The sequence below is a fragment of the Methylobacterium organophilum genome (genome assembly GCF_022533465.1).
Classification (GTDB): Bacteria; Pseudomonadota; Alphaproteobacteria; order Rhizobiales; family Beijerinckiaceae; genus Methylobacterium; species Methylobacterium organophilum.
Window position 1 is genome coordinate 3,316,411 of the sequence record NZ_CP092848.1, and the last position, 23,901, is coordinate 3,340,311.

General features: G+C 66.4%; 23 protein-coding genes, 1 tRNA gene, 1 pseudogene and 2 riboswitches. Of the genes and pseudogenes, 13 read left to right on the top strand and 12 right to left on the bottom strand.

Annotated elements, in window-relative coordinates; all coding sequences use genetic code 11:
• The 3 genes from MMB17_RS15485 to MMB17_RS15495 all read right to left on the bottom strand — a co-directional run bounded on the left by MMB17_RS15485 (position 1) and on the right by MMB17_RS15495 (position 1,505).
• The gene (locus MMB17_RS15485; protein WP_238312944.1) at positions 1-888 is read right to left on the bottom strand and encodes a cation diffusion facilitator family transporter; all 888 of its coding nucleotides are present in this window, start codon (positions 886-888) and stop codon (positions 1-3) included.
• 96 nt (positions 889-984) lie between these two features.
• On the bottom strand, positions 985-1,218 hold the full coding sequence (locus MMB17_RS15490; RefSeq protein ID WP_241099420.1) for a hypothetical protein: 234 nt from the start codon (positions 1,216-1,218) through the stop codon (positions 985-987).
• Between the two features lie 38 nt (positions 1,219-1,256).
• Positions 1,257-1,505: a hypothetical protein gene (locus tag MMB17_RS15495; RefSeq protein WP_241099422.1), complete on the bottom strand. Its 249-nt coding sequence runs from the start codon at positions 1,503-1,505 to the stop codon at positions 1,257-1,259.
• A gap of 234 nt (positions 1,506-1,739) precedes the next feature.
• On the opposite strand from MMB17_RS15495, the gene MMB17_RS15500 reads away from it, so the two are divergent.
• From MMB17_RS15500 to tgt, 6 genes are all read left to right on the top strand, one after another.
• Positions 1,740-2,330, top strand: a complete 591-nt coding sequence (locus MMB17_RS15500) for a TetR/AcrR family transcriptional regulator (protein ID WP_241099423.1) — start codon at positions 1,740-1,742, stop codon at positions 2,328-2,330.
• Between the two features lie 15 nt (positions 2,331-2,345).
• A complete protein-coding gene (locus tag MMB17_RS15505) occupies positions 2,346-2,633 on the top strand; it encodes a YciI family protein (protein ID WP_241099425.1) in 288 nt (95 codons plus the stop codon).
• A 3-nt stretch (positions 2,634-2,636) separates the two neighbouring features.
• A complete protein-coding gene (locus tag MMB17_RS15510) occupies positions 2,637-3,251 on the top strand; it encodes a DNA-3-methyladenine glycosylase I (RefSeq protein ID WP_241099427.1) in 615 nt (204 codons plus the stop codon).
• Between the two features lie 110 nt (positions 3,252-3,361).
• Positions 3,362-4,447 (top strand): tRNA preQ1(34) S-adenosylmethionine ribosyltransferase-isomerase QueA, encoded by a 1,086-nt coding sequence (gene queA, locus MMB17_RS15515; RefSeq protein WP_241099429.1) that lies wholly within the window; start codon positions 3,362-3,364, stop codon positions 4,445-4,447.
• Positions 4,444-5,256, top strand: coding sequence for a nucleotidyltransferase domain-containing protein (locus tag MMB17_RS15520; RefSeq protein ID WP_241099431.1), 813 nt, complete (start codon positions 4,444-4,446; stop codon positions 5,254-5,256). Before queA ends, MMB17_RS15520 begins: the two co-directional genes overlap by 4 nt.
• A gap of 34 nt (positions 5,257-5,290) precedes the next feature.
• On the top strand, positions 5,291-6,439 hold the full coding sequence (gene tgt / locus MMB17_RS15525) for a tRNA guanosine(34) transglycosylase Tgt (RefSeq protein ID WP_241099433.1): 1,149 nt from the start codon (positions 5,291-5,293) through the stop codon (positions 6,437-6,439).
• A gap of 7 nt (positions 6,440-6,446) precedes the next feature.
• Here the strand turns inward: tgt and MMB17_RS15530 are convergent, their stop codons facing one another.
• Positions 6,447-7,496, bottom strand: coding sequence for a hypothetical protein (locus tag MMB17_RS15530; protein ID WP_241099434.1), 1,050 nt, complete (start codon positions 7,494-7,496; stop codon positions 6,447-6,449).
• A 167-nt stretch (positions 7,497-7,663) separates the two neighbouring features.
• On the opposite strand from MMB17_RS15530, the gene MMB17_RS15535 reads away from it, so the two are divergent.
• A tRNA-Lys gene (locus tag MMB17_RS15535) sits at positions 7,664-7,739 on the top strand.
• Between the two features lie 430 nt (positions 7,740-8,169).
• Here MMB17_RS15535 and MMB17_RS15540 read toward each other — a convergent pair.
• The 3 genes from MMB17_RS15540 to MMB17_RS25275 form a co-directional block, all read right to left on the bottom strand.
• Positions 8,170-8,664: a hypothetical protein gene (locus MMB17_RS15540; RefSeq protein WP_241099435.1), complete on the bottom strand. Its 495-nt coding sequence runs from the start codon at positions 8,662-8,664 to the stop codon at positions 8,170-8,172.
• A gap of 94 nt (positions 8,665-8,758) precedes the next feature.
• Positions 8,759-9,133 carry a VOC family protein gene (locus MMB17_RS15545; RefSeq protein WP_241099437.1) on the bottom strand — a complete coding sequence of 125 codons (375 nt, stop codon included), beginning with the start codon at positions 9,131-9,133 and terminating at the stop codon, positions 8,759-8,761.
• Positions 9,134-9,326: 193 nt separating this feature from the next.
• Positions 9,327-9,455, bottom strand: a complete 129-nt coding sequence (locus tag MMB17_RS25275; RefSeq protein WP_276518038.1) for a hypothetical protein — start codon at positions 9,453-9,455, stop codon at positions 9,327-9,329.
• Positions 9,456-9,533: 78 nt separating this feature from the next.
• Positions 9,534-9,736: riboswitch (cobalamin riboswitch) on the bottom strand.
• A 202-nt stretch (positions 9,737-9,938) separates the two neighbouring features.
• Positions 9,939-10,147: riboswitch (cobalamin riboswitch) on the top strand.
• Positions 10,148-10,254: 107 nt separating this feature from the next.
• On the opposite strand from MMB17_RS25275, the gene MMB17_RS15550 reads away from it, so the two are divergent.
• Genes MMB17_RS15550 through MMB17_RS15570 form a run of 5 tightly spaced genes read left to right on the top strand, consistent with a single transcriptional unit; the run spans position 10,255 to position 17,240 of the window.
• Positions 10,255-12,480, top strand: a complete 2,226-nt coding sequence (locus tag MMB17_RS15550; RefSeq protein ID WP_241099438.1) for a TonB-dependent siderophore receptor — start codon at positions 10,255-10,257, stop codon at positions 12,478-12,480.
• A 32-nt stretch (positions 12,481-12,512) separates the two neighbouring features.
• On the top strand, positions 12,513-14,087 hold the full coding sequence (locus MMB17_RS15555) for an ABC transporter substrate-binding protein (protein WP_241099439.1): 1,575 nt from the start codon (positions 12,513-12,515) through the stop codon (positions 14,085-14,087).
• Complete coding sequence (locus MMB17_RS15560; RefSeq protein WP_241099440.1) at positions 14,084-15,022, top strand: ABC transporter permease; 939 nt, start codon at positions 14,084-14,086, stop codon at positions 15,020-15,022. Before MMB17_RS15555 ends, MMB17_RS15560 begins: the two co-directional genes overlap by 4 nt.
• A complete protein-coding gene (locus MMB17_RS15565) occupies positions 15,019-15,855 on the top strand; it encodes an ABC transporter permease (protein WP_241099441.1) in 837 nt (278 codons plus the stop codon). Before MMB17_RS15560 ends, MMB17_RS15565 begins: the two co-directional genes overlap by 4 nt.
• Positions 15,852-17,240, top strand: coding sequence for an ABC transporter ATP-binding protein (locus MMB17_RS15570; protein ID WP_241099442.1), 1,389 nt, complete (start codon positions 15,852-15,854; stop codon positions 17,238-17,240). Before MMB17_RS15565 ends, MMB17_RS15570 begins: the two co-directional genes overlap by 4 nt.
• 994 nt (positions 17,241-18,234) lie before the next feature.
• Here MMB17_RS15570 and MMB17_RS15575 read toward each other — a convergent pair.
• The gene (locus tag MMB17_RS15575) at positions 18,235-18,606 is read right to left on the bottom strand and encodes a hypothetical protein (protein ID WP_241099443.1); all 372 of its coding nucleotides are present in this window, start codon (positions 18,604-18,606) and stop codon (positions 18,235-18,237) included.
• A gap of 220 nt (positions 18,607-18,826) precedes the next feature.
• Positions 18,827-19,123 (bottom strand): annotated as a pseudogene (locus tag MMB17_RS15580) (transposase family protein); the annotation flags it as partial.
• Positions 19,124-19,530: 407 nt separating this feature from the next.
• Between MMB17_RS15580 and MMB17_RS15585 the strand changes: the two are divergent.
• On the top strand, positions 19,531-20,733 hold the full coding sequence (locus MMB17_RS15585) for a DUF2252 family protein (RefSeq protein WP_241099444.1): 1,203 nt from the start codon (positions 19,531-19,533) through the stop codon (positions 20,731-20,733).
• A 45-nt stretch (positions 20,734-20,778) separates the two neighbouring features.
• Here MMB17_RS15585 and MMB17_RS15590 read toward each other — a convergent pair whose 3' ends face one another.
• The 3 genes from MMB17_RS15590 to MMB17_RS15600 are packed head-to-tail and all read right to left on the bottom strand — an operon-like array spanning position 20,779 to position 23,895.
• Positions 20,779-21,657 (bottom strand): ABC transporter permease, encoded by an 879-nt coding sequence (locus tag MMB17_RS15590; protein ID WP_241099445.1) that lies wholly within the window; start codon positions 21,655-21,657, stop codon positions 20,779-20,781.
• A gap of 10 nt (positions 21,658-21,667) precedes the next feature.
• A complete protein-coding gene (locus MMB17_RS15595; protein ID WP_373325057.1) occupies positions 21,668-22,603 on the bottom strand; it encodes an ABC transporter permease in 936 nt (311 codons plus the stop codon).
• A 14-nt stretch (positions 22,604-22,617) separates the two neighbouring features.
• Positions 22,618-23,895 carry an ABC transporter substrate-binding protein gene (locus tag MMB17_RS15600; protein ID WP_373325056.1) on the bottom strand — a complete coding sequence of 426 codons (1,278 nt, stop codon included), beginning with the start codon at positions 23,893-23,895 and terminating at the stop codon, positions 22,618-22,620.
• Between the last annotated feature and the right edge of the window lie 6 nt (positions 23,896-23,901).

A 23,901-nucleotide genomic window follows, 5' to 3' on the forward strand; every position in this document is an offset into this window, starting at 1 on the left:
TCAGATCACCGGCACGCCGCGCTGCTTGGCCTCGTCGCCGGGCTCCACGTGGATGACCACCACGGCGCCGTCGATCTCAGCTTCGATGGCCGCCTCCAGCCGGTCGCAGATGGCGTGTGACTCGGCCACCGTCATCTCGCCGGGCACGACGAGGTGGAAATCGACGAAGGTGGCGCTGCCGGCATGGCGCGTGCGCACGTCGTGCGCCTCAAGTGCCCCCTCGCTGTGGCCGGAGATGAGTGCGCGGATCTTCTGTACCATCTCGGGGGAAGCGGCCTGGTCCATCAGGCCGTTCACCGAGTCGCGCACCATGGTCCAGCCGGACCACAGGATGTTGAGGGCGACGAGGCCCGCCACCACGGGATCGAGCACCAAGTTGCCGGTGAGGAGCACCAGGGCGACGCCGACGAGAACGCCGCCGGAAGTGAAGACGTCGGCGAAGACGTGCTTGGCGTCGGCGATGAGCGCCGGCGAGCGCCAGACCCGGCCCCGGCGCATCAGCCAGAACGCCCAGCCCGCATTGATCACCGTGGCGACACCATTGACTGCGAGACCGATCAGCGGGGCGTCGAGCGGCTTGGGATCGAGGACGCCGTGATAGGCCTCGCGCAGGATCAGGAGTGCTGCGACGATGACGAGGGTGCCCTCGATCACGGCGGAGAAATACTCGGCCTTGTGGTGACCGTAGGGATGCTGATCATCCGCCGGCTGGGCTGCGACCCGCAGGGCGACGAAGGCGCAGGCCGCCGCCACCACGTTGATGATGCTCTCCAAGGCATCCGAATAGAGCGCTAGGCTCCCGGTCAGCCAGTAGGCTGCGAACTTGAGCGCCGTCACGAGGGCGCCGACGGCCGCGCTCAGGAGAGCCGCTTTCTCGGTACGGGTCATTGCTGGAATCGGGGACGAGGCCGGCTCAAGCGCCGGCGGGGCCGCCCCTTAACCGCCCGAGCGGCCCCAAGGCCACGGCAAAGGTCTTAGCCCGGGCTATGCGCCCTCGGCCGTCTCCCCCTCCGCAGGCCCGCGCCCGCGCGCCGCTTCCCGCCCGCGGGCCTGCGCTGCGACCTTGCGGGCGCGCTCAGCCTTGCGGGCGTAGCTCCGGATCATCCAGGCGAAGCTCGCCTGGGCTGCCAGAATGTCGAGCCGGGCCGCCTCCCGTTCCCAGTAAGCGGCGACCTGGGCGTCCAGGGTCTCGTGCGGCGGCTTGGAAACCGTAGTCATTCGCCAAACCTCTCTGTTCGCCCGGGTTCCTACGTGACTCAGGCCTTCGGCGTTTCAGGCGTATGCGTCTCCTCGACGAGAAGAGCCTCCTCGTCTCCGAGGAAGCTGCCGCGGCCGGCATCGGGCACCGGCGAGACGGGGTTGCCGAAAGGCTCGCTCTTGTAGGCCTGCAGGAAGCGCCGGCGCGCATCCGCCGGGTCTTCGGCCTTCAGAGTCACCTGCGGCCGATCGGGCAGAGGCCACCGGGCATCGGTGGGATCGCGGGGGCGCAGCGCGTACCATTTCATGGTGCGTCGGTTCTTTCCGGTTCGGTTTCCTCGTCCTTCTGATCTGGCGCAGCGCTCCCACCCGGCCAGCCCCTCGCAAGCCTGCGCGTCCGACTGATCCAAGGTAGGCTTGACCTCTCTAGGACGATCGTCCAAAAACGCACCTAGGACGCTTGCCCTAAACAGGTCGTGCGTTCCCCGCCGCAGCCCCATTGCGGGAGAGGCGCGCCGGCAGCCAACGCGATCGGGACAAGCATGGAGACGCGCCAGCACATCGTCGAGGCTGCGGATCGCCTCTTCTACGAACGCGGCTTCGACGCGACGTCGTTCTCGGACATCGCCTCGGCCGTGAAGATTTCGCGCGGGAATTTCTATTATCATTTCAAAACGAAGGACGACATTCTCGACGCCGTGATCGATTTCCGCCTCGCCGGGACGCGAGCGATGCTGGAAGCGTGGCAGAGCGAGAGTGCCACTCCGTCGGAGAAGATCCGTCGCTTCATCGAGATCCTGATCGCCAACCGGGCGAAGATCATGCTCCACGGCTGCCCGGTCGGCACCCTGTGCAGCGAACTCGCCAAGCTCGACCACATCGCCCAGGACAGAGCGAACCAGGTCTTCACGCTCTTCCGCGACTGGCTTGCATGCGCCTTCGCGCAACTCGGGCGCCCGGAGGATGCCGATGCGCTGGCCCTGCATCTCCTGGCGCGCAGCCAGGGCGTCGCGACCCTGGCCACCGCCTTTCGCGACGAAGGCTTCATCCGCCGGGAGGTCGACGACATGCGGGCCTGGCTCGCCACGCTGGCACCGGCCGCTCCCGCGCGGACCGATGCCCGCCACACCTGAAGGAGAACCCGTCCGATGTTCGTCGTCATCCTGCGATTTTCCGCCCATCGGAACGGGGCCGCGGCGCTCATGGAGGGGCACAATGCCTGGATCCGGCGCGGCTTCGAGGACGGCGTCTTCCTTGTCGCGGGGAGCCTGCGGCCGCCCGAGGGCGGCGCGATCCTCGCCCATAACCTGACCCGTCCGGATCTGGAGGATCGGCTGGCCGAAGACCCGTTCGTGGCGGAGGGCGTGGTCGGGGCCGAGATCATCGAGATCGCGCCGGGCCGGACGGACGACCGGCTCGCCTTCCTGAAGGCCTGAGCGATGCTCCCGACGTTCACAGGCCCGGATGGGCGGCCCCGCTGCCGCTGGTGCGCCACCGCGCCGGAATTCACCGCATATCACGACCGGGAATGGGGTTTCCCGGTCGCGGATGACCGCCGCCTCTTTGAAAAGCTCTGCCTGGAAGGGTTTCAATCGGGCCTGAGCTGGCGCACGATCCTCGCCAAGCGCGATGCTTTCCGCACGGCCTTTCACGACTTCGACATCGATCGGATCGCTGCCTTCAGCCAAGCCGATGTCGAGCGGCTGCTCGGAGAGCCCGGCATCGTTCGGCACCGAGGAAAGATCCAGGCCGTCCTCAACAATGCCCGGCGGGCACAGGATCTGGTGCGGGAATATGGGTCGCTGGCGGCCTATGTCTGGCAGTTCGAGCCCTTCGCCGACGCTCTCGCGGTGCCGCAGACGGCCTCGGTCTCGGCCGCCTCTATCGCGATGTCGAAGGATCTCAAGAAGCGCGGCTGGGCCTTCATTGGTCCGACCACGATCTACGCCTTCATGCAGGCCATGGGCTTGATCAACGACCATGCGGAAGGCTGCGCGATCCGCGCGGAGGTGGCCGAGGCGCGACGCACCTTCCGACCCCCTGTTTGTGACTAGGGATCGTCGCGCCGCGTCCGCGCTCTGACCGCCCGCACGGGCGTCGTTCCCATGGTCGTCGGCTGGTCCCGCGATTTGCCTCGGCGCCCCAATCCGTGCAGAGGGCGCGCATGCGCGTGGATGCGTTCGATTTCGACCTGCCGGAAAGCCTGATCGCCCTGCGGCCCGCGAGCCCGCGGGATGCGAGCCGCCTGCTCGTGGTGCGGCCCGGGGAGGCCTTGGCGGATCGCGCCGTGCGTGACCTGCCGGGGCTGCTGCGCCGGGGCGACGTGCTCGTGTTCAACGACACGCGGGTGATTCCGGCCCGGCTCAACGGCCTCCGCCATCGCCCCGGCGCCGCAGGCCTGCGCACAGAGGTGATGCTGCACCTGCGCGAGGCGCCGGATCGCTGGCGCGCCTTCGCCCGGCCGGGCAAGCGCCTCGCCGTCGGCGACCGCCTGCATTTCGGCGAGGAGACGAGCGGGGCCTGCGGGCTGGCGAGCCTTGAGGCCACCCTCGAAGCCAAGGGAGAGGGCGGCGAGGTCACCCTCCGCTTCGACCTGTCCGGCCCCGCCCTGGACGAGGCCATCGCCGCCTTGGGCGCGCTTCCGCTGCCCCCCTACATCGCGGGCAAGCGCCCGACGGACGCGCAGGATGCGACCGACTACCAGACCGTCTATGCCCGCGCTCCCGGGGCTGTCGCCGCCCCGACCGCCGGCCTGCACTTCTCAGATGCGCTCCTGGGTGCCCTCGATGCCGCGGGCATCGCGCGGCGCCACGTCACCTTGCATGTCGGGGCCGGTACCTTCCTGCCCGTGAAGGCGGAGGATACGGACGATCACCGCATGCATGCGGAGATCGGCCAGATCGACGCCGAGACGGCGCAGGCGCTCAACGCCATCCGGGTGAAGGGCGGCCGCCTAGTCGCGGTGGGCACCACGGCCCTGCGGCTGCTGGAGAGCGCTACCGACGCCGAGGGCCGGATCCACCCCTTTTCCGGACCGACCGAGATCTTCATCACCCCGGGCTACCGCTTCCGCGCGGTTGACGCCCTCATGACGAACTTCCACCTGCCACGCTCGACCCTGTTCATGCTGGTCTCCGCCTTCTCCGGGCTGGAGACGATGCGGCGCGCCTACGCCCACGCGATCGAAGCGCAGTACCGCTTCTATTCCTATGGCGATTCCAGCCTGCTGTTCCCGGGAGAAGACCGGTGAGCCGCGCAGGCGTCCTGCCCGCCGAGGCGGAGCCGGTCCTCGCCACCTATCTGGAGCGGCTGGCGGCGGAGCACGTCCCGGCTCCGCGCGGTCTCTATCTGGTCGGGTCGATCGCCCTGGGCGACTTCCGCCCGGGAGCGAGCGACATCGATTTCGTCGCCATCCTCGACGAGACGCCGTCCACCGAGACCTCGGAACGCCTCGCACGCGTTCACGGGGGTCTGGCCGGGTCGGGCAGCAGCCCACATTTCGACGGCGTCTATCTGCCCGCCCGTCTGCTTCGCGAACCGGCTCCGGGCGAGGCGGTCATGCCGTTCAGCGTCGATGGCCGCTTCCGCACCGGCGAACTCTGCCGCGAGCTCAATCCCGCCGTCTGGCGCTGCCTTGCCCGGTACGGGCGTCGGATCCTGGGGCCGGCGCCCTCCGAACTCGCCATCGCCGACGATACGGACGTCCTGCGGGCCCACCAGATCGCGAACCTGCACGACTACTGGCGCTCCTGGATCGCCGAGGCAGAGACCGCGCTCGCCGCCAAGGCGCCGGGCGAGGATTGCAACGCTGCCGCGCTCGCCTGGGGCGTTCTCGGCATCGGGCGCTGCGCCTGCACGCTTGCGACGGACGACATCGTCTCGAAGAGGGAAGGTGGCCGCTTCGGCCTTCGGACGGCGCCCGTGTCGTGGCATCGCGTGCTGAACGAGGCGCTTGCGATCCACGACGGCGGCCCAAAACGCACGAGCCAAGCGAGCCTCAGGGCCGCCCTCGCCTACATGCATTTCATCATCGCATCGGCGCCTCGCCCTCAAGCCTGAGCCGACGCCGTTCCGATCCCATCCCCGCGAAACGATGCCTGATACGCCCCCTTCCTCCGACTTCGCCTTCGCGGTCCATGCCCGGGACGGGCAAGCCCGTACCGGCGCCATCACCATGCCCCGGGGCACCATCCGCACCCCGGCCTTCATGCCGGTCGGCACGGCCGCCACCGTGAAGGCGATGTATGCCGACCAAGTGCGCGACCTCGGCGCCGACGTGGTGCTCGGCAACACCTACCATCTGATGCTGCGCCCCGGGCCGGAGCGCATGGCGCGCCTCGGCGGCCTGCACAAATTCATGCGCTGGGACGGGCCGATCCTCACCGATTCCGGCGGCTTCCAGGTAATGTCGCTCTCCGCCCTGCGGAAGATCGACGAGCAGGGCGTGACCTTCCGCTCGCATATCGACGGCACCGCCCATCATATGAGCCCGGAGCGTTCCATCGAGATCCAGGGGCTGCTCGGCTCCGACATCCAGATGCAGCTCGACGAATGCGTGCGCCTGCCCGCCGACCGCACCACCATCGAGAAGGGCATGCGCCTGTCCCTGCGCTGGGCCGAGCGCTGCCGCGTCGCCTTCGGCGAGCAGCCGGGCAAGGCCCTGTTCGGCATTGTGCAGGGCGGCGACCTGCCGGACCTGCGCATCGAAAGCGCGAAGGCGCTGGCCGCTCTCGACCTCAAGGGCTACGCCATCGGCGGCCTCGCGGTGGGCGAGCCGCAGGCGGTGATGCTCGCCATGATCGAGACGGTGGAGCCCTACCTGCCGGCGGAGAAGCCGCGCTACCTCATGGGCGTCGGCACGCCGGACGACCTGATGCAGTCGGTCCTGCGCGGGGTCGACATGTTCGATTGCGTGATGCCGACCCGGGCCGGGCGCCACGGTCTCGCCTATACCCGCCACGGCCGCATCAACCTGCGCAATGCCCGGCATGCCGAGGACACCCGGCCCCTCGACGAGGCCTCCACCTGTCCGGCGGCGCGGGACTATTCCCGCGCCTATCTGCACCACCTCGTCCGCTCGGACGAGATCCTCGGCATGATGCTGCTGACCTGGAACAACCTCGCCTACTACCAGGACCTGATGGCGGGCCTGCGGGCGGCCATCGCGGAGGGCCGGCTCGCCGACTTCATCGGCGCCACGAAGGAAGGCTGGGCCCGCGCGGAGGCGGCGCAGAAGGCGTGACGTCGCCTCAAGGGTGGGCGAGCACGCGGTAGAAGCCGTCTTCCGCGTCCCGGCCCGTGGCCTGGGCCGCGGCGAGACCCACCACGATGCGGTCCGCCACCGGCAAGCGGTAATGCAGAGCATCCCAGTAGTTCGTGTCCTGCGTCGTGACAGGGGAGGGGATGCGGAAATCCACCACCGTGGCTCCGAAGCGGCGCCCGATCTCCGCGACGCGGGCTTTGCAGATCGCTTCCCGCGCTCCGAGGCGGGTTCCGGGTTTGCCTTGGGCGGCCACGTGGACAGGCATGAATGTCATAAGCGCGACGGCAGAGCGGGGCATTTCCGCGAGCAGCCCATCGAGCCAGTCCAGCGCGGGCATCGGCGCCTCGACCTCGAAGCCTGGGATGTCCGCGGGCGCGGCGCCAGCCCGGATATGGGCGGTGGCGCGGGCAGCATCGTAGGTCGCCTCCGGCGGCGTGAACACGGCGTAGCCGTCTCCGCGGATGCGCTCCGGGACGAGCCCGAGCCGGTGGAGAGCGCCCTGCGCAGCGATGCCGAGCCCCTGCCAGTTCGCCTGCCGCAGCACCGCGACGGGCGAGCCGTCGTAGAGCCAGGCCGGAAACGTCCACTGGGTGAAGCGGCGCCGGTCCGCATCCGCCTCGCACCAGGTCCCGTCGAGGGCGAACAGCACCGCCTTCGGCGCAGTGGCACCGAGATAAAGCTTGGCGAGCCGCATCTGCTCGTAGGGCGTCGCGGCGTTGATCGCGAGATTGGCGAAGCGCGCGCCGAACACCGGCCCGAGGGCTCGCGGGTCGATCAGCCGCGCGGTCGAGGTGCCAAATATGGCTCCGTCGAAAGCGCCGGAACGGGCGATTTGCGGATACATGAAGCGCTGGTCGCTATCCATGATCGGGCGCACCGCCCGGAGGCCGTAGGGATCGAGCAACGCGATGAAGCCGAGCACCGCGAGTGCGAGCGCCCCACCGCCTGCCAGAAAGATACAGATGAATTCGCGCCAGAGAGGCGGGGTATCGGGTGGATTAAGAACGGAAGTCACCATGAGGATCGCGGCTGCCATGAAACCAAGGCCAAGGCAGGGCGTGCGGCTCTCGAACTCCCCTTGTGAAGAAGAGGGCAACGGAACGGGCATGGAGCCACAGAACCCGAGTTGACCCGTCCCCCCCCAGCCCCTATTGCGAGCCACGCTCCCGACCGACGCGGCCACGAGACCGTGCCACGGGATGCGAGCGCGTAGCTCAGCTGGTAGAGCAACGGACTTTTAATCTGTAGGTCCTGGGTTCGAGTCCCAGCGCGCTCACCAAATCACCCTTGTTCTACAGTGGCTTGGACCTTCGATTGGCGATGTCCAATCCCCGCGCGTGTCCAAGATCCCGCAACCTGTGTCCAAACCCCTCAATGCGGAGAGGCGGATCCGGGAGCCGAAAAGGTTGGCGCGGGTCTCCTTCCAGGCCTCCTCCAGCTTCTTCATGCCGTTGATGGCGAGGCGGCGCTTGTTCACGTCCTTCGAGTAATGGCGGACCATCTACTCCGACATTTCCACGATCGCCGACACCTCTGCCTCGGTATCCCGAGGCCGCGGCCGTGAGGGTGATGGAAGCGCAGCGGGCCATCCGGGTGGACGGGCACCGAGACGCGCCTTGCGGCGTGTTCTGTCAGCGCACCAAGCTCACCCGAGAAGAGATCACGACGCGAGTGCTGAGAAGGTGGTCGAGCTGAGTAACCGGCTGTGCTTATGACTCGCCGATCAGTCGGCAGGTGATGCTGATCGGCTTGGCCCTGGCGGCGGTCACTGTGTCCGAGAAAAGGTCGCAGTCGAGCAGGTTGTCCGGCGCCGCCTTGCGGGCGGAGTAGACGTTGATGTTCACTTTGATTGGGTTCTCGTCGATCGAGGTCGCATCCGCGGCGTTGACGCCAAACCCGGGCATCTCGGCAAGGCCACCGGCGGCCGGAATGGTCACCGTGTCGCCCGCGATCTCGTACGCGCCGGGCTCTTGGCCATCAGCCTGCGCACGCTTGATCTCGGCGCGCGTCGGCTTCCTAGCCCTCTCGTAGTAGTAGAACGAGCTCACGGTCACGCTTTCGGAGAGGTCGGTCAGCTTCTTCAGCGCCTTGGGCGAGAGGGAGACCTGTACCGTGAAGCCGTGGGGGCTGGCCGTCGTTTGCGCGGCAGCGGGTGCTGCACTCGTGAGCGCGGCTGTGAGAGCCGCAAGAGCGATCGCCTTCATGGGCTCGTCCTGCCTGGCGCGCGGCCTGAATCGGGTGCGACGCTGCTTGGCAGTATAGCACGGACGGCCGGCGCGGCAGGGAGGGCCGGGCTCCTCACTTCGCCGGCACGGTCCGCGCGGTGAGTTTGTTACCGTCTGGATCACGGAGGTAGGCCACGAAAGCCCCGTTCGGTCGCTCGGAAGGCGGGCTCTCGATCGCAGTGCCGCCGTGCTTCGTGCCGGCCGCATGCCAGGCGAGAACGTGGTCGCGGCTGGCGGCGGCGATCCCGATGGTCCCGCCGTTTGCAGCGGTCGCCGGATTGCCATCGATCGGCGTCGTGATCATCAACCGGCCGCCCTCGTGGGCGTAGATCAGCCTACCTCGCTCATCCATCTTGCCGGACCTGCCTCCGAGCGCGGCGAACGTGGCATCGTAGAAGCTTCGCGCCCGTTCCAGGTCGTTGCTGCCGATCATGACATGCGTGAACATACATCTTCTCCGGACAGGGGCAGCACGTGATAGTCGCAGCCGAGTGCGGAGGCGAGTGACTGGCTGCATCCTATCAGCCCTGCTGCGGCCCGGGCCCAGCCGATCCCGATTCACAACGATCCCGCGAACGCCACCTGCCAAGTCGGCGGCTTACGTGCCCGATGAATGGATTTGATCGCGCCTCGACACCAGGTCAAACCGTCTCGGCCGAGACCGAGATCTCGGAGAGCGAGACGTCGGCCTCGCCGCCGCACAGTTCATTCGCGAAGGGTGCGGTGACCTGCTGGGCCTGGACAGCGGGCGAATCGAGCAGGGCCGGCATAGGACAGCGCCAGTGCGCTCCGCAGAGCGAATCGAAGGGCAAAGGACACGGGAGACAAGCCTCCGGCATTGGCACGTCACCGCGAACGAGGCCTCGGCGCCCCTCCGAGCTCGCAGGTCGTTGCCCTCTCACCGTCTTCCCGGATCAGGCTCATGCAGTGACGTTGGCGGCGGAAGGCTCACCGCTCACAGTTGCGGAGGCAGCCGCGGTATCGGGGCAAAGACCCTCACTGCGTTCTCTTTTGATCTTCATGGATAAAATCCGCAGATATACTGCTGATATTCCTAATGCATCCCGTCGCAGTCTGGAAATAATCAACGAAAAACCATTCTAGATATTTGTCCGTTGATGTATCGACTTATGAATGGGGCGCAGCAGTCAAAGGCTCTCTTTGTTGCCGAACAGGAACGGACGCCCCTCAGTCGGGAACGCGAGGTATCGATAAGCCGCGTTCGATAGGTTGACTCCCCTCCTTGCAGGACCGATGAGAGCGACTGTCAAGGTTCTCACGGCCCTGTAGCCGTGAGCTAAGAGGGAATCCGGTGAAGCCCGTCAGGGTCAGGCCGGAGCTGCCCCCGCAACTGTGAGCGGCGAGCCGCTGCCGAGAACGGCCACTGGTGCCCCGCGCCGGGAAGGTCAGGCAGAGGCGACGACCCGCGAGTCAGGAGACCTGCCTTGGCGATGTTTTCGTTTCTCGGGCGGGGTGTCCGAAGGGAACGCATGGCCGTGGCAGGCGCTGACCGCCCGCTCTCGCGCACGCGTGCCTGAAGCTGCCCTTGTCCGATCAAGGGCTTCCACGATGCCGCGCCGGTCAGGTCTCACGCTCTCGGAATCATCTCCATCCGCTCGCAAGCCCAGCGGCCGGGTCGATCATGTTGCCGCGTTCGGCCCCAGTCGAAAGCAGGCCTGGTCGTGCACTGTCGCCCTGGCTGCCTACCTTGCCGTCGGCCTCGATCCGATCGCCGCGTCTGCGCAACTGGCCGTCGACGCGACTCAGGAGGTGCAGCTGGACGAACTCACGGTCCAAGGGAAATCCGGCCCTCGCCTCGTCACGGATGGCTATCTCGCGAAGCAGAGCGTCAGCGCGACCCGCACCGATACCCCCCTGCGAGAGGTGCCTCAGGCGGTCGTCGTCGTCCCGAACCAAGTGCTCGAAGACGCCGCCGCGACCCGGATCGACACCGCCCTTAACCTCGCCGGCGTCGGTCGGGCCAACAATTTCGCCGGGCTTGGACTGACAGAGTTCACCATCCGCGGCTTCGCCACAGGCGAGTATTACCGCAACGGCTTCCCGATCAACCGCGGCTACCCGAACTCGCCCGATATCGCCTCGATCGAGCGCGTCGAGGTTCTGAAGGGTCCTTCCGCCTTCCTCTACGGCCGGGGTGATCCGGGCGGCACCTTCAACATCGTCTCGAAGCAGCCGCTGGCCGAGCGCTCCTTCACCGTCGATACGCAGTACGGCAGCTTCAATACCAAGCGCAGCACCGTCGACGCTACCGGCGCCCTCGACGAGAACGGGCAGGTGCTCGCCCGCATCACGGGGGCCGTGGAGGACAACGGCAGCTTCCGTGACTTCGGGAGGAGCGACCGCTACTACCTCGCGCCCGCCATCGCCTGGAAGCCTACGGCGGACACGACGATCACACTCGAAGGCGAACTGATCAGCGCCGGGCAGATCTTCGACCGCGGCATCGTCCCGTTCCGTGGCGACCTGCGCGCCGTGCCGCGGACCCGCTACATCGGAGAGCCCGGCCTTGCCCCCTTCCGCAACGACAATGCCCTCGGGCAGTTGCGCATCGAGCACCGCTTCGATCCCGACTGGGTGCTGACCGCCGGCACGCAGGTGCTGGCCGGCAACATCGCGGGCGACGCCGTGCAGACCGTGGGTGTCCTCCCGGACGGGCGCACGCTCCGGCGCACTTTCGATCATCGCGAGCTGACGTGGTCGGACGTCGACCTCCAGGTCAACCTCGCGGGCAAGTTCGAGACCGGCCCGTTCCGCCACACGCTGCTGCTCGGGCTTGAATACGACAGCTACCGCTACCGTGAGGTGATCAACCGCTCGAACCCCACCACCAACCCGTTCTTCCTCGATCTGTTCGCGCCCCGCTACGGCCAAGTGCTGCCGCCGCTCACCGTGGCGGGCAGCAATCTTCTGGAGAACACACAGAGCTACGCCGGCTACGTTCAGGACCAGATCGACATCACTCCACGCCTGCATGCTCTCGTCGGCGTACGCGTCGAGGATATCGGCCTCGTCTCGACCTCCTACATCACCAACCGCACCACGAGCCTGCAGGGCACGGCCGCTACGCCGCGCTTCGGCCTCGTCTATGACCTCCTTGAGGCGGTCTCGGTCTACGGCAACTATGCCCGCTCGTTCCGGCCGAACACCGGCACGGACCGCAACTTCCGGCCCTTCGCCTTCCAGGAGGGCGAGGGCTACGAGGTCGGCGCGAAGTTCGACCTGCTCGACGGGCGCTTGAATGCCACCGCCGCTCTGTTCGAGATCAAGCGGACCAACGTCCTGACCACCGATCCGGTGGACCAGAACTTCAGCGTCGCGGCGGGCGAGATCCGCAGCCGCGGCTTCGACCTCACCGTTGCGGGCTACCTCGCGCCGGGCTGGCGGGTGATCGGAACCTACACCTACGCCGACGCCGCCGTGACCCGCGACAACACCATCCCGGTCGGTTCGCGCATCGCCAACGTGCCCGAGAACGCCTTCGCACTCCAGAGCGTCTACGAGTTCCAGGGGGGTGACCTGCGCGGCCTCGGCCTAGGGGCAGGGGTGAACTTCGTCGGTCAGCGCGCCGCCGGAACGGCAGTCTCGACGTTCAACCTGCCAGAGTACACGCTCCTCAACCTGATCTCGTACTATCGGATCACGCCAGACGTGCGAGTGTACCTCAACGTCGATAATGTCTTCGACACAATCTACTACGACCGCGCTTGGCAGAACCGTTACGCCACGCCCGGCACGCCGCGCACCATCATGGGCGGCGTCGCTGCGAGGTTCTGAAGCCCGCTTCCCGTCGTGGAGACTCGAACCGCATGATGTTCTCGCACCGGCAGCGCCGCGTCGTCCTCCGCGGTCTGCTCCGGCTTGCCGGCTTTCTCGCCCTCGCTGCCGTCCCCACGGCCACCGGCACCGCCAAGGATCGGAACACAGCCGAGCGCACGCTGATCGTCGTCGGCCCCTGGGAGGTTGCGGGCCTCGATCCGTCGAGCAACGGGTACGCCTTCACACGCCTGCAGGTGGCCGAGACCCTAGTCGGCGTCGATGCCGCCGGCGCGCCCGCGCCTGGCCTCGCGACCGGCTGGACGGTCTCGCCGGACGGTCTCACGTGGCGCTTCCCGCTCCGCATGGGCGTCCGGTTCCACGACGGCGCGCCCCTGAATGCGGATGCTGCGGCCGGGAGCCTGCGGCGCGCGCAGGCGAATGTCGGCCCACTGTCCCGCGTCCCCATCGCGGCGATCGCTGCCGAGGACGACGTCGTGGTCGTCAGCCTGGAGCGGCCATTCGCGCTGCTGCCGGCCTTCCTGGCGAACCACACCACGATCATCCTGGCACCTGCCTCTTACGACCCGAGCGGACGCGTCGTCCGCATGATCGGCACGGGGCCCTATCGCGCCGCCGCGATCACGCCGCCGCTCCGGATCGAGCTGGAGCGCTTCGACGGCTGGTGGGGCGGATGCCCCCCCATTGCGCGGGCGCGCTACCTCGCGGTCGGCCAGGGCGAGACGCGCGCCCTGATGGCTGAAAGCGGCGAAGCTGACGTCGTGGTCTCGATCCTTCCAGTCTCGCTCGCACGTCTGCGCCACGACCCGAAGCTCGTGGTGCAGACGGTCACGCCACCCCGGACCCGGCTCCTGAAGTTGAACGCGGGCTCTCCGCTCTTCTCCGACCCGCGCGCCCGGCACGCGCTGAGCCTCGCCCTCGACCGCGCCGGCCTCGCCAAGGTCTTGCTGCGCAACGCCGGCCTCGGGGCCGACCAGCTCTTCCCGCCCGCCGTCGCGGGCTGGCATGCTGAAAGACTCCCGCCGCTGACCCGCGACCTCGTCCAGGCGCGTCTCCTCCTGGCCCAGGCTGGCTGGCGGCCAGGACCGGACGGCATCCTGGAGCGGGACGGCCATCGATTCTCGGCCACCTTGCGCACCTATTCCGCGTGGCCCGAGCTGCCGCCCCTGGCGGCAGCCATCCAGGCCCAGGCCCGCGAGGTCGGCATCGATCTCGCCGTCTCGATCGGCAACACCTCGGACATCCCGGCCCGCCATCGCGACGGCAGCCTGGATCTTGGCTTGGTCTCTCGCAGCTTCGCGATGATCCCGGATCCGCTGGGCACCCTACTGCAAGATTTCGGGCCGGACGGGGGTGATTGGGGAGCGATGAACTGGCCGAGCGCCGAAACCGCCACCCTTCTCGACCGGCTCACCGTCCTCGTTGATCCGGCCGAGCGCGCACCACTGCAGCGCAGGCTGGGGGAGATTCTACAGGCCGAGTTGCCGGTCATCCCGGTGACCTGGGCCGAGTTGGCAGTGGTCGCCAACCGGCGCGTGGCCGGCGTGCGCGCCGACCCCCTGGAACGGAGCTACGGGCTCGCCGGGATGCGCTGGAATACACCATGACGCGCCTTCTCCTCGGGCGGCTGGTCCAGGCCGTGCTCGTCGCGCTCGTCGTCGGCGGCTTGTGCTTCGCCCTCGTCAGGGTTCTGCCCGGCGACGCGGCCTTCCGCATCGCCGCCGACCGTTACGGCCCGGACGCGCTCACTGGGCAGGCCGCGGAGGCCGTCCGGCAGGAACTTGGCCTCGATCGACCCTGGCCGGAACTGCTGCTGCGCTGGTTCGGCGAACTCGCCCGAGGACACCTCGGCAACTCTCTGGTCAGCGGTGAGTCGGTCTCGGAAGAACTCGCGAGCCAACTCGGGCCCAGCTTGTGGCTCGCCGCCTGCACCCTCATCCTATCCCTGCTGATCGGCCTGCCGCTCGGCCTCGTGAGTGGCCTGCGGGCCGGATCGGGCCTCGACCGCCTCGCGCTGATCGGAGCCGTGGCGTTGCGGGCGCTGCCCCCCTTCGTCCTCGGCCTCATGCTGATGCTGGTCTTCAGCATCCGGCTCGAATGGCTGCCGCCCGCCGGCTACGGCACCTGGCGCGAGATGGCGCTGCCCAGCCTGACCCTGGCGCTCGGGCTCGCCGCCGTGTCGAGCCGCGTGGCACGCGACGCCGTCGCGGAGGTCGGGGCCACGACCTACTACCGCTTCGCCCGGCTCAAGGGCCTGCCCGAGGGCGCGGTGCTCGTTCGGCACGGGCTGCGCAACGCCGCCATACCGGTCGTCACCTACCTGGGCCTCCAGGCGGTCTACCTCATCGAGGGCGTCGTCGTGGTCGAGTCGCTGTTCGCCTATCCGGGCATCGGCCACGCACTGGTGCACGCAGTCATCGCCCGTGACGTGCCGATGGTCCAGGGCGCCGCCCTCGTCATGGGCCTGATGTTCGTCCTCCTGAACCTCGGGGTCGACCTGCTCTGCCGGCTCCTCGACCCGCGCCTGGGGGCCGCCCGATGACGATCCAGATGCAGGACCTCGCCGGTACGGCGCCTCTGCGTTCGGACCCTTGGCCGATCTCGCGCCGCGTCGGTCTCGGGCTGCTCACCCTGCTCGCAGCCTTCGCGCTCCTGGGCCCGGTCCTCGTCAGCGCCGATCCCGCCCGCCAGGACCTGTCCGCGAGCCTGGCGCCGATCGGCGGCGACTTCCTGCTCGGGGCCGACCATTACGGGCGCAGCCTGCTGGCGCGGCTCGCCCACGGGGCCCGGCTCTCCTTCGGCACAGCGCTGCTGACCATGCTGAGCGCCGCGGTGCCGGGGCTCCTGCTCGGCGTGCTGGCGGCTTGGCGCGGCGGCGTGACGGAACGGATCCTCGTGGCCCTGTCCGACATCGTCCTCGCCCTGCCGGGGCTGCTGCTCGTGCTGCTCCTGCTGGCGTTCGCGCCGGGTCATTTCCTTCCGCTCTACCTCGGCCTGTCGCTCTCGCTCTGGGTCGAGTTCTTCCGCGTCGCCCGCACCACCACAGCGCGTCTGCTCGTCGAGCCGCGGATCGAGGCCTCGCGCCTGCTCGGCTTCGGCACGTTCTACATCCTGCGCCACCACGTGCTGCCGGAGATCACGCCACTCCTCCTGACACTGGCCTCCTTCGCGATGGGCACGGCCATCCTGGCGATCTCGACCCTGTCGGCGATCAGCGTCGGCCTGCAGCCACCGACGCCCGAGCTCGGCAGCATGATCGTCGAGCTCCTGCCTTACTACGCCGAGGCGCCGCTGGCAGTGCTGATGCCCGGGATCCTGATCTTCCTGCTGGTGCTCGGCCTGCAGCTCACCGCGCGCGGAGGCACGGTCCGGTGACGACAGCCCTGCGCATCGAGGATCTCACGATCCGCACGGAAGGCCGGGTTCTGGTCTCCGGCTTCTCGGCTGCGGTCGGGCGGGGCGAGCCGCTGACACTGCTCGGCGAGTCCGGTTCGGGCAAGTCGCTCGTGGCCCAGGCCATCATGGGGACCTTGCCGCCGGGTCTCGTCGCGAGCGGCCGTATCCTCCTCGATGGCGCGGATCTCCTGCGCCTCGACGGCGCGGCGCGACGGAACCTGTGGGGACGGCGCATCGGTCTCCTCCCCCAAGAGCCCTGGACCGCTCTCGATCCGACAATGCGGGCTAAGGGGCAACTCGCCGAGGTCCACCGGTACGTGCACCGTCGACGCAACGCGGACCGTCACGCCGCCGCCGGGCTTGACGAGGTCGGCCTCACCGAGGCGGATGGGCATTACCCGTTCCAGATGTCGGGCGGCATGTGCCAGCGCCTCGCACTCGCCATGGCGCACGCGGCGGAAGCCCCAATCCTTCTCGCCGACGAGCCTAGCAAGGGCCTCGACGGCGTCTTGCGTGGCGACGTCGTCGCGCGGCTGCAGCGCGAGGTCGCGGCCGGGCGCTTACTCCTGACGATCACGCACGACATCGCGCTGGCCCGTGCCCTTGGCGGGACGACCTGCGTGATGCTCGACGGGCATGCAGTCGAGGCGGGGCCGACGGCGGAGGTCCTCGATGCGCCCGTCCATCCCTACACGCGGGCGCTGATCGACGCCGACCCGAGCACTTGGCCGCACTGCGCGCCGCGGCAGCTAGGCTCCGTCGTGATCAATGGGACGGGCTTGGCGAAAGCGTTCGGGCGCCGGCGACTGTTCATGGACCTGAGCATCCAAGTCCGTGCGGGCGAGATCGTCGCCGTGGTCGGCCCGAGCGGCAGCGGCAAGACCACACTCGGCAACATCCTCGTCGGTACCGAGAGGCCGGATCGCGGCTGGGTCCAACGCGCACCGGGTGCCGCACCGAACAGGTTCCAGAAGCTCTACCAGGATCCTCCGGCGGCTTTCGTGCCGCACCAGAACATGGGACAGGCGCTCGACCACCTGGCGCGAAGGCATGGCTTGGACCTGGAGCGTGTCGAGGAGCTGCTCTCTCGCCTGAAGCTGTCGCCTCGTCTTCGAAAGCAGCGCCCCGGTGAGCTCTCAGGTGGTGAACTACAGAGGTTCGCCCTGGCACGCGTGCTCTTGCTCGATCCCGTCTTTCTGTTCGCGGACGAGGCGACGTCGCGCCTCGATCCCATCAACCAGATGCAGGTTGCGGGGATGCTGCGCGAGGCAAGCGAGCGTGACGGTCTCGCCATCCTCTTCGTCACGCATGACGCGGAGATGGCCGAGCGGATCGCGGACCGATTGATCACACTGCAATCGTGACAGACTCTTATGGATACGCGTTCGCTTCCGTCGGGCTGCTACTCTATAAAGCACGCTTCGAGAGCGACAGCGGCTGAAAGCTGGCATTGCCCAAGAGTTTGACCTTAGTCGGCAAGATCAAGGATTGCGAGACGACGGACTAGCTCCACATATTCCGGACGACGGAGTCAAACAGGGAGGAGGGCAAGTCCCTAAGAAGGCGATACCTGTACTCCTGACCACCGATGACGAGCGCGACGCCCCGGGTGAGCACCTTGAGCATAGGCAGCCGCTCTACAATGTCTGCTCCCGGATGGATCTTTGCAGATCGTCGGGCGCGCCTGGAAGAGCGCAATCTGCAGTTCGCGGACTGATTAAAGTTTATCCGTCAGCATCCCACCCGCGAAGTCGAGTCGAGGCAGACAACCCTGCCCTCAAAATTTTTTATAGATGATTAAACAGAACAAGCACTGATTGAGTTGCATGATTTAGCAGTGGAACTACGAAATGTTTCTCAAAATAAAAATTATTCATGACTCGCAGAACCGGTGAGAAAAATACTCATAGAGATTGGATATATCTTCGGAGAAGTTTTAAAAGCCCGACCCACAGAGCATTGATGAGCTTCATCGCTCGCAGAACGGCTCGGAAGCAAAACGGTGCGGATTGAGGTAGTGGCCGGCCTGGGTTGCGATAGCGCTCCGGCAAGCCAGATCCGCATCCTTCATGTAGCGCGCTCGAAGCGCTGGGCGGGCGGTTCGTCACTTACGGACCACCGGCGCGGCAAGGATGGCGCGGCGCAGGGCCGCCCCGTGCTGAACGGTCGTGGATTCCAGGCGCGCGATAACGGATCGGGCGAGAGCCGAGGCGTCGACCGCAGCCCCTTCGGATCGAGCCATTTGGCAAGCTACAGCTAGCACATGCAGCAACCTGTCATTAAGCCCGATCCAAGGCACAATTGAGGCCACAAACTCAGGAAATATTTTATTTTTATTCTTATATTTCTGTAGAAAATCTATATCCCGACGGCTCCAGTATATATCCCTCCATTGATTTTCTTCAAATCTTCAAGCGCACTTTTATCTAATTCATATTTACCATCTTTGTATTTATGAATGGCAGTTGTTACATATTTTCCGTCTTTCCAATCGATTCTGTGAATATCTGGGCGATGGAAAAATGACCATCCACCCACGATACCATCGAGCTGCGCATCGTTTAGATTTTCGAAAGCTTCTGGGGAATTTAAAAAATAATTCATAACACCTCTTCCTTTGATAACGCGTTCGAATTTCTGGCTTAAGCTCGAACGCGTTATAGTTGAATCATTCGACCCGCAATTGATGTGTGCAACGTCACGAAAGCCACCAATATCGACAAAAATCATCTCGATTTTGCAATGCACAACAATGACCGAACATAATCAGAATAATTTTCCAGAAAGCATTTTCCCAGAAAGCAAAAATACAAAACATACAAATTTAATATAGCCAAATTCTTGAGAAGCGTGAGCCATTTTGTCTCCCCGAGACTTCGACAACCAAGCTGGCACTGCCAGAAAATTTGCATAGGTCGTGGAATAGCTAAGGGACTCATAAAGTTCGTAGTCAGACCCGCACGGCTGCGAGCTTGACGCTGGCCAGGAAGTTCTCGGGATCCTTGTCGTAGCACGTCGCAACGGCTCGGAAGTGATTGATCTTGCTGAAGAAGCGCTCGACGAGATTGCGGTACTTGTACGGGAACAGGCTGAAAGCCGGCACCTGCTTGCGGTTGGGCATCGGCCTCAAGTTAGCCTACGCGCCCTGCTCAGCCATCTGGGCGCGCAACGCCTCGCTGTCGTAGGCCCGATCACCCAGCAGGATCTGACCTGCGCCCAACCCGCCCAGCATGTCGGACGCCGCGCGAGCGACCCATGCCACCGGATCGGCCTGTAGGGGAGGGGCCTCTACGAGGCGCTCAGGCTGTGTCCAAACCCAGGTCGCTCGTATATGGATTTCGCTCGTTTGTCATGCCCGTCTTGGACACACAGATCATTGATTTATAATTGCTTTTCCGATCGACAATTAATTTAATCTGTAGGTCTGGGTTCGAGTCCCAGCGCGCTCACCAAAAATCTTTGAAGAGAAATCGATTGTAAGACCAATGTGTTCGGTGCCACCTGGAGCTGCGCCGATGCCGTTGCCTGGACCTTGTTACTCAGGCTGACGGGAACGTGATGTGTCGGAGCCTCCTACTGCCCTGCACACTCGACTGGAAACGGATACGGCTTCGCTGCGCAGGCACAACCAGCGTCGCGTAAAAAGGTCATGGAATGCGTCACGACGGCCTGTGTGAGCCGAACGAACGAGCGGCGGTGCTGGAGCACCAGCGCAGACTCAAGATGGCGCGATCGGCTCATGCCTATGTCCGGGGCAACACGCTGCGCTTCTACGAGTGGCTCGACGGCCTCTCCCGGGGCACCCTGCCTGAGGGACCGCCGATCTGGATCTGCGGCGACTGCCATCTCGGTAATCTTGGCCCGCTTGCCGATACCGATGGCCGGGTCGACATCCAGATCCGAGATCTTGATCAAGCCGTCATTGGTAATCCAGTCCATGACCTCATCAGACTTGGATTGTCGCTGGCCAGCGCCGCGCGCGGCTCCAACCTGCCGGGCGTCGTCACCGCCCATATGCTGGACCAGATGATCCGGGGCTATGCTCTTGGTCTAACGGGGCCGGAGGAAAACGAGACGCCACCTGAGCCTGATGTGGTCCAGACGGTGCGCCGCCGCGCGCTCGGCCGCCGCTGGAAGCAGCTCGCCCGCGAACGCTTGAAGGATGTGGAACCCAACATCCCTCTCGGCCGAAAATTTTGGGCTCTTTCACCAGACGAACGAGATTCGATCGAGAGCTTGTTTCAGGAATCTGCCGTACGCCGCCTCGTACTTGCACTGAACGGCGGGGACGGAGAGGCAAAGGTAAGCCTCATTGATGCCGCCTACTGGATGAAGGGATGCAGCTCTCTGGGTTTCCTGCGTTATGCCGCCCTCATCCGGATCAGCGGGACGGAGAAGAAAAGGCGGCTCGCTCTCGTCGACCTGAAGGAGGCGGTCGAAGCGGCTGCCCCTGCCGCCCCGGGCGCGCAGATGCCGAAGGATCAAGCCGAGCGCGTGGTAAACGGGGCGAGAGCACTCTCGCCAAATCTCGGCGAGCGCATGTTGGCCACTCATGTGCTCGGCAAGCCGGTGGTCATGCGCGAACTCCTTCCGCAAGATCTCAAGCTCGACGTCGAGCAGTTCAGCCGCGCAGAGGCGATCCGAGCGGCACATTACCTCGCCTTCGTGGTGGGCAAGGCGCATGGACGTCAGATGGAGGATGCAACCCGACGCGATTGGCGCCGAACGGTCTCCGAAGGTCGATCCGATGCAGATGCGCCCCATTGGCTTTGGTCAAGCGTGGTTGAGTTGGCGGGGCGGCATGAGGTGGGGTACCTCGACCATTGCCGGCGCTTCGCGGAGATCCAGGCGGCGTAGGGGGTTGAGGGCCGGGCGGCGCCGGGGCGCCCCGAAGCCGCGCCCTCACGCCTCCGAGGCGCGGCGGCGGCGGACGAGGAGAACGGCCAGCAAAGCGAGCAGGATCACGCTCGCCGAGACCGCCGTCGTCAGGGTGCCGAGCGCGTAGATCTCCGGCGTGGTCACGGTGGTGGTGAGCCCCTGCAATTCGAGCGGCAGGGTGTTGCGGCTCCCGACCGCCTGGCTGGTGCGGGCGAGCTCGTCGAAGGACAGGGTGAAGCCGAACAGGGCGACGCCGACCAGGGAGGGCGCCAGGATCGGCACGACGACGTGGCGCAGGGTCTGGGCGCCGCTGGCGCCGAGGTCGCGGGCGGCCTCCTCGTAGGCCGGATCGAACCGGTTGAAGACCGCGAACATGATGAGCAGCCCGAAGGGCAGCGTCCAGGTCAGATGCGCCCCCAGGGCGGAGGTCCACAGGCCCATCAGGGTGCCGTGATCCTGCAGGAAGCCCCAGCCGGTGGCGGCCGCCAGCGCCTTGAGGCCGTCGTCGATCAGGCGGAATTCCAGCCCGATCCCGAGGGAGATCACGATCGAGGGCACGATCAGGCTGGCGATGGCCAGCACGAACAGCCCCCGCGCCCCGGCAAAGCCCTTGCGGAAGGCGAGCCCGGCGAAGAAGGCGATCACCACGGTGAGCAGCATCACCGCGAGCCCGAGGCGCAGGGAGCGCCCGAAGGCCGCCCAGATGTCGACCACGCCCCCGCCCGCCCAGAGGCGGGCGAACCAGTGGGTCGAGACGCCGTTCATCGGGAAGGTCAGGCCCCCCTGCGGCCCCTGGAAGCTCAGCACCAGGATCGCCAGGGTCGGCCCGTAGAGGAACAGCACGAACAGCGCGAAGAAGGCGGCGAGCAGGTAGAAGCTCCAGGGCCGGGGACGGTCGCTCACGGCAGGGCCCTCACAATTCGCGCCGCAGGTCGATCATCCGGGTCAGGCCGAAGATCATCAGCATCACCGCCGCCAGCAGCACGATCGCGTTCGCCGCGGCCGCCGGGAATTGCAGGTAGGACATCTGCACCTGGATGACCTTGCCGACGGAGGCGATCTGCTGGCCGCCCATGACGCCGACGGTGACGAAATCGCCCATCACCAGGGTCAGCACGAAGATGACCCCGATGGCGATGCCCGGCTTGGCGAGGGGGATCACCACGTGCCGCAGGATCTGCCAGCCCGAGGCGCCGGCATCGTGGGCGGCCTCGATCAGCGAGCGGTCGATGCGGGCCATGCTGTTGAAGATCGGCACGACCATGAACACCGTGTAGAGGTGCACGAAGGCGAGCACGACGGAGAAGTCGGAATAGAGCAGCCCCTCGATCGGCGCTCCGATCAGCCCCAGGGCGCCCAGGGTCTCGTTGACGAGCCCGTTGCGGCCGAGCAGCGGGATCCAGGAGATCATCCGGATCACGTTGGAGGTCCAGAACGGGATCGTGCAGAGGAGGAACAGGGCCGTCTGCACCGCCCGCGAGCGCACGTGGAAGGCCAGGAAATACGCGACGGTGAAGCCGATCAGCAGCGTGAAGGCCAGGGTCAGGGCGCAGAACTTCAGGGTCGAGAGATAGGTCCGCACCGTGGTGCAGAGATCGGCCGAGAGGCAGCCCTCGAACAGGTCCGCGTAGTTCTGCAGGGTGAAGGCCGGGATGATCTCGTATTCGTTGTACTCCCAGAAGCTGACCATCAGGATCAGCAGCAGGGGCACGGCCAGGAAGGCCAGGAGCACGAGGGCGAGGGGCGACGCCTGGAGCGCGGCGAGCCGACGCCCCCGCCCGGCCCTGGTCGGCCGGGCGGAGGTGGCGGGTTCGGCCGCCGCCGGAACGGGCAGCGCCGGCGCGGAGATGGCCTCGGCCCCGCTCACGCCGCGATGAACTCGTTCCACTTGCGGACCATGTAGGTGTTCTCGTCCATCACCGCGTTCCAGCAGGCGACCGCGCCCATGCGCTGCTCGAAGGAGCCGCCGTCGCGCACCGCGCCCGCCTTCTCGAGGACGGAGCCGTCCGGCCCCTTGATGTCCTTCTCGGCGGGCTTGCCCTCCATCCAGTAGGCCCATTCGTAGGGCTCCATCTGGGTCTTGGCCGTGTCCAGCACCGCGGAATAGTAGCCCTGGCGGTTGAGATGGGCCCCGGCCCAGCCGGACAGGAACCAGTTCACGAAGTCGTAGGCGGCATCAAGCTTCCGGCCGGTCAGGGTCTTGGGCAGGCCGAAGCCCGTCGCCCAGGCGCGGTAGCCCTCCTTCATCGGCTGGTAGATGCAGGGCACGCCCTGGCTGCGCACCTTGGTGACGGCGGGCGACCACATCGACTGGATAACGGTCTCGCCCGAGGCCATCAGGTTCACGGATTCGTTGAAGTCCTGCCAGAAGGCGCGGAACTGGCCGGCGCGCTTGGCCTCGATCAGCACCTTGATGGTGCGGTCGATCTCGGCCTTCGTCATGTTGCCCTTGTCGGGATAGGTGTATTCGCCCGCCGCCTCGATCGCCATGGCGGCGTCCATGATGCCGATGGAGGGGATGTTCAGGATCGAGGCCTTGCCCTTGAATTCCGGGTTGAACAGCTCCTTCCAGCTCTCGATCGGCCGCTTGATCAGGTCCGGGCGGATGCCGAGGGTGTCGGCGTTGTAGGTGACCGGGATCAGCGTGATCCATTCCGTGGGCGCGCCGGCGAAGGTCTTGGCCGTCTGCCCCTCGAGGTAGAACACCTTCTTGGGCGCGGTGCCCTGCTCGCCGATCTTGCGGCCCTCGATCTCGCCCTTGGTGAAGACGGAGGTGATCTTGTCGGCGTTCTTGATGCGCCGGGCATCCATGCCGACGATGTTGCCCGAGGGAATGATCTTCTTCAGGCTGAAGAACTCGGTGTCGAGGATGTCGAACGAGTTCGGCTGGGTCACGGCCCGCTTGGTCACCTCGTCGGTGACGACGGGGATGTATTCCAGCGTGATCCCGAGATCCTCCTTCACCTTGCGGGCGATGTCGGCGGACTGGTTCACGGCGGTGCCGAGATAGCGCAGGGTCACCGGCTCGGAGGCGATGACCGCCGGAAAGCCGGTGATCGGCCCGGCGCCCAGGGCGAGGCCGGCGGCACCGGCGCCCTGCAGGAGTCCCCGGCGGGTCGGCTTGAAGTCGCGCGTCACGATGTCTGT